Consider the following 5609-nt stretch of genomic DNA (forward strand, 5'->3'; position numbering starts at 1 on the left):
TCGCCGGCCGACGGGTTGCTGCCCTGGCTTGAAAATTACACATTTCCAGAAGAAAAACGCTTCGCAAGCAAGGACCACTGTGCGCAAGCAGCTACGGTTTTCATAGCAGAGCTGCTTCGAAACGGGGTCACCACGGCGCTGGCCTTCGCGACTTCGCATGTGGAATCCGTTAACGCGCTGTTTGCCGAGGCACAGAAAAACCAGCTGCGCCTCATGACCGGAAAATGCCTGATGGATCAGAATGCCCCGGACGGCGTGCGCGACGAAACGGTGCAAAGCTTGCAGGACACCGAAGCGCTGATCCAGCGCTGGCATGGCGTAGACCGGCTGGGCTACGCCATCACGCCGCGTTTTGTGCCCAGTTGCAGCGAAGCACAGCTGCGCGGTGCCGGCGAGCTGGCCGCGAAATACCCGGACGTGTGGATCCAGTCGCACGTGGCCGAGAACAAGGACGAGATCGCCTGGGTGCGGCGGCTTTATCCGAAGGCGCGCAGCTACCTCAGCGTCTATGAACAGTTCGGACTGCTGCGCCCGCGCGCCGTATATGCGCATTGCATCCACATCGACGACGAAGACCGTGCCCTGATGCGCGGCACCGGCACGGCGGCAGCCGTGAGCCCGACCAGCAACCTGTTTCTGGGCAGCGGCTTTTTTGACTACGAGGGTGCAGACCGCATCGGTTTCCCCTATGGCCTGGCCAGCGATGTGGGTGGCGGCACCTCGTTCAGCCCTTTCCACACCATGCTGGCGGCTTACTACGTGGGAAGGGAAGGGCAGACCAAAACCGGCCTGTCGCTCAAGCCGCAGCACCTGTGGTGGCAGCATACGGCGGGCGCGGCGCGGGCACTGGGCCTGGAGGGTGTCGTCGGTAACCTGCAGCCCGGTTGCGAAGCCGACTTCGTCGTGCTCAACCTGCAGGCCACGCCGCTGCTGGCGCGCAAGACGGCGCGAGCCGCCAGCCTGGACGAGTTGTTGTTCGCACTGATTGTGCTGGGTGACGACCGGGTGATTGAAAAGGCCGTGATTTCTCAGGCGGGCGGCACAGCCTAGCAGCCGGCCCGGTCGCGTTCGGCTTCCGCGTCGCGCCGGCGTTGGTTCAGGCTTTCCATGGCAGCCACACTGCCGCCGCTGCGCTGGCTCTTCTGGATGCCCTCAATTTTGGTGTTGATGYTGCTGCAACGCTTCTTTTGCGATTCGGCGGATCGCAGCGAGGAGGCATCGCCGCCCTGCGCAGCCTCGACGGCCCTGGATTCCAGGGCCTGAGGCCGCGCAGGCGCGACGCCTGGCGCCGGACTGCCGGGCAGTTTTCCCACGGCGGCCAGCGCCGCCGCAACCTCCTGGGCATGTTTCTTGGCTGCGATGCAGTCGGCTTCGATGCTGGCACGAACTTCCGGCGCGGTGCCGCGTTTGCCGTAGACCTCGGTGATCAGGGTTTTCTCTTCTTCCGAATAGGCGGCGGCCCTGAGTTTTTCCGCCAGCGCTCCCGCTTCGCGCGACCAGACAATTTTCTGGGAGTCGATGCCGCGTTGCCGGCATTGTGTGTCCGTGCCCGCGCTGGCGACGGGTCGGGGGACATTGTCGAAATTGCGCACTTCCGTGCCCGGCTGCACCGTGTCGCAGGGGCGGTCCTGGTAGACGTTGCCGCAGCGATGCATCTTCTGCGCCTGTGCCCCGGCGCCAAGCAGCATCAGCACGGTCCCTGCGGCGATCCCCATCCAGGTTTTGCAGTTCATTGCCGACTCCCCCTGTCATGTAGTGATGCGCCATTTAAGCACACCGCCAGAGTGGGTCCACGGCCCGCTTTGGCCAGGATTTCGGGTTTTCGGGACTGTGGGCAGGCAGACTTCCGGCCTATCAGGCCGGGGTGAATCAGGCCGACGAAGTTCACGCCCGGCACGTGGCGCGAACTCGTAAACATGACTTTGAAGTCCCAGATCGATTTCTACGCTTCGGGGAAATGGTCGGTCAAAAAGCCGCCGCCGTGAACAAGCACCTGGAGCACATTTTGAAAAGCTGGGCGTGGAAACACGGGCGGCAGCCGCGGCACTGGCGACTGGGCATGTCTTTTAGGCCGGCCCAAGCCCTGCCTGGGCGGAAAAAACGGCTTTTTTTGCCGCGTTCAATGAATCTCCGCGGTAGCGACGGGGACCTCCAGGATGAACGATGCGCCTTTTCCAGTACCGTCGCTGTGGACCTGCAAGCTACCCCCCATTTCCTGCGCGGCCAGAACGCAGCTGTGCAGGCCAAAGCCATGCCCGTTTTTGCGTGTGGTGAAGCCGTGAGAGAAAACGCGTGTCAGGTTCTCCGGTGCAATGCCTTCCCCGTTGTCTGTCACCGTGATGCGCAGCACGGGCCCTTCCAGCAAAACAGCATGGAGCGTAATGAACGGGCGCCTGTCTGCAATCGTGCCAAAAGCCTGCTTGGCGTTGCTGATCAGGTTCACCAGCACCTGCAAAACGCGTTGCCGATCCAGCAAAAGGGTGGGCAACGTTGCGTATTTTTTTTCAACATCCACTTTGTGGCGCGTCAGTGCATCCGCATTCATGCGCAGCGCGTCGTCCAGCAACTCATCCACCTTTGCGGATTCGACGACACGCGGGGTGCCTGCGTATGATTGCTGGGTCGCGATGACCTGTTTGATGTGGTCCACACTGCTGCAAAGTGCGTCGAGTTCTTTCGCGATCGATTCATGCTCTGCCTCCAGTGTCCGCGCCAACTCGCGCAGATAGGCGGGTAACAGCTTGCCCTTGCTGTCCCGCGTCAAAAACTCCCCCAAATCTCCGGTATGAGCGTCCATCAAACCCACAGAGCGGGCGAGCCCCTTGAGCTTGGACGTCCGCAACTGGCTGCCAATCAGTTCGGCCGACACGTTGACGCTGTTGAGAACATTCCCCACGTTGTGCAGCACGTTGGTTGCGATCTCTGCCATGCCCGCCAGACGCGCCGTGGTGAGCAGCTGGGCTTGAACCTCTTCAATTTTTCGTTCCGCTTCCTTCAATTCGGATATGTTTTTCGAAGTCCCGAAGGTTCCGATCAGTGTGCCGTTCCTGTCTCTCCAGGGGCCTTTGGTAGTGAGGTACCAGACGACACGCCCATCAGGATGAACGGTTTTTTCGCTCTTTTCGAGGATCGGTTTCCCCGTCCGGATAATCTCTTCTTCGTCGTGACTAAATTCACTCGCCCTGTCCTGGCCGTAAATGTCTGCATCGGTTTTACCAATCACATACTTTTCAAACTCCTCCACACTGGCCAAATGCGGTGGAAGTGTCTCCTCACCCATGTCCGGATGTGCTGCGCGATAGCGGCTGATCGATAGCCGCAGGAGGTTGTGAACTTCCGAGCGGCTGACTTTTAGCAAACGTGATTTCAGATCCTTGAAGAAGATGGAATCTGGTGAGCTCTCCATCAGCGTAGCCAGCAAATCATGGTGGTGCGCCAGCGCTGCTTCAGTCTGCTTCAGGGCAGTAATGTCCTTGGAAATACCGAAGGTACCAATGATGGCTCCGGCGTTGTTGCGCAGCGGCATCTTTGTACTCAGCTTCCAGGATTCACCGCGCCCGTCTTTCCAGGTTTCCTTCTCCACTTTGCCGATGATCGGCTGACCTGTGCGCAGGATTTCCTGTTCATCCTCGTATGCGGGGCGCGCATGCTCTTCGGAAAAAAAATCGTGATCCGTCTTGCCCACCAGCTCCTCCGGTAATGCCCCAAACTGTAGCGCCTGTGCCTTGCTGCATTTGAGAAAGCGGGACTGCGCATCCTTGAAATAAATGTGATCGGGAGCGTTGTCCAGAAGCGTGCGCAACAAATCCTGCTCGTTGATCTGGGAGTCAGCCGCCGCGCTCCCCTTCTCCGTAACATCCGCCGCAGGGTGCCCGCCTGGATGAGACCCGGCGAGTTGTTGCAAATGCCACTTCTCTGCCAGGGAGTACGCCAATTGGATGACTTCTACAGGATCAAGCGGCGTCTTGAGCACCAGCCACCTGCTATTCGTGGCTCCCATGGCTGCGCGCAGCGCATCAGAAGAAAGATCCAGCCGCTCCGCGCACAGCACTATCTGGACTCCCGGATCAAGCGCCCATATTTGAGGTGCCATTTCGAGCGAAATTCCTCCCGCCGTACCAGAAACACCGATAAATGCCAGGAAGTAGGGACGCGAAGCCAGAAGCGACTGTTGTACCAGGGCCAGCGCCTCGCGTGTGTCGCGGGCACCATCCAGTTCGAATATCCCTCCCGCATTCTCATTTTCAACAAGCATGTTGTGGAAGGCATCGTGAATGCCGGGGCTGCCGTCCACGACAAGAATACGGTCCTTGTTCTGGGTAGATCTTGTTTTCATAGTGGGGGCGCCTCGCATGAACCGGCTTCAGATAGGGGACAACGGCACTTCAGCTTGCACCTGTGCCCGTCGTAGGGGCAACGTTACGCGGAATGTGATGTCTTGACCAGCGGCACTTTCCCCGTCCATGCGTCCCTGGCGTTTTTATCGGATTGTGGGGCAGCGATAGCCCTCAGCCCGTGCTTTTGCCAACAGGCCCCTTGGTGAGGAAGGGCCGGCTGTCTCCGGACTGGCGGTCAGTGGGGGTGGCGCTCCAACCCCAACTTACAATCACAGCCACAACAGGAGCCCCATCCCATGAGCATCAAGAGCGATAAATGGATACGCCGCATGTCCGAGCAGCACGGCATGATCGAACCTTTTGAACCCGGCCAGATCCGCCAGCGGGACGGCCAGAAAATCATCAGCTATGGCACCAGCAGTTACGGCTACGACATCCGCTGCGCGCCCGAGTTCAAGGTCTTCACCAACATCCATAGCACGGTGGTGGACCCAAAGAACTTCGACGAGAAAAGTTTTGTCGACTTCCACGGCGACAGCTGCATCATCCCGCCCAACAGCTTTGCGCTGGCCCGCACCATGGAGTACTTCCGCATCCCGCGCAATGTGCTGACCATCTGCCTGGGCAAAAGCACCTATGCGCGCTGCGGCATCATTGTCAACGTCACGCCGTTTGAGCCCGAATGGGAAGGCTATGTAACGCTGGAGTTCTCCAACACCACGCCGCTGCCCGCCAAGATTTACGCGGGCGAGGGCTGCGCGCAGGTGCTGTTCTTCGAGAGCGACAAGGACGACGTCTGCGAGGTCAGCTATAAGGACCGCGGCGGCAAGTATCAGGGGCAGGTTGGGGTGACCTTGCCGAAGGCGTAACGGACATCTACACGACTGATTTGGACGGACGCCTGCAAAGGGCGTCCGTTTTCGTTTCTGCCCTCTACAGCCTCAGGGCTTGGCGACCTGGGGGCGGCTGGCAAAGCCGCTCATGTACTTGATGGCGTCGCCAATGGTGTCGCGCCACACCGGCCATTCATGATCGCCATCGACGACGCGGTACTCCACCAGCTTGGGCTGGTATTCAAACAATTTCTGGAACAGGCCGGCCGAGTGGTAGGCAATGGAAAAGGTGTCGTGGTCGCCGCTGTTGATGTACAGGGGCACCACGATTTTTTTGCTTTTGTAGGCTTCCCAGCTGGCGGTGTAGTTCAGGCGGTCCCATGAGGCCTGGTCAAATTTGCCGCCTGCCTGGAACGGTGCCACCTGCATGGCCGAAGAG

4 protein-coding genes and 2 pseudogenes are annotated in these 5609 nt (G+C 59.7%); 2 read left to right on the top strand and 4 right to left on the bottom strand.

Annotated elements, in window-relative coordinates; translation table 11 throughout:
* Nucleotides 1-1050 (top strand): guanine deaminase (gene guaD, locus AC1D1P_RS12855; protein WP_477673253.1); only part of this gene is annotated, 1050 nt, incomplete at its 5' end.
* Here the strand turns inward: guaD and AC1D1P_RS12860 are convergent.
* From AC1D1P_RS12860 to AC1D1P_RS12870, 3 genes and pseudogenes are all read right to left on the bottom strand, one after another.
* Nucleotides 1047-1733, bottom strand: coding sequence for a hypothetical protein (locus tag AC1D1P_RS12860; RefSeq protein ID WP_477673254.1), 687 nt, complete (start codon nucleotides 1731-1733; stop codon nucleotides 1047-1049). The two genes, guaD and AC1D1P_RS12860, sit on opposite strands and share 4 nt — an antisense overlap.
* 116 nt (nucleotides 1734-1849) lie before the next feature.
* A pseudogene (locus AC1D1P_RS12865) lies at nucleotides 1850-1984 on the bottom strand (acetamidase/formamidase family protein); the annotation flags it as partial.
* 135 nt (nucleotides 1985-2119) lie between these two features.
* Entirely contained in the window at nucleotides 2120-4336 is a 2217-nt protein-coding gene (locus AC1D1P_RS12870; RefSeq protein WP_477673255.1) for a PAS domain-containing protein, read from the bottom strand.
* A 297-nt stretch (nucleotides 4337-4633) separates the two neighbouring features.
* On the opposite strand from AC1D1P_RS12870, the gene dcd reads away from it, so the two are divergent.
* On the top strand, nucleotides 4634-5206 hold the full coding sequence (gene dcd / locus AC1D1P_RS12875; RefSeq protein ID WP_457279872.1) for a dCTP deaminase: 573 nt from the start codon (nucleotides 4634-4636) through the stop codon (nucleotides 5204-5206).
* A 72-nt stretch (nucleotides 5207-5278) separates the two neighbouring features.
* Here the strand turns inward: dcd and AC1D1P_RS12880 are convergent.
* A pseudogene (locus AC1D1P_RS12880) lies at nucleotides 5279-5609 on the bottom strand (esterase family protein); the annotation flags it as partial.

Source organism: Polaromonas sp. P1_E1_2 (assembly GCF_056406035.1).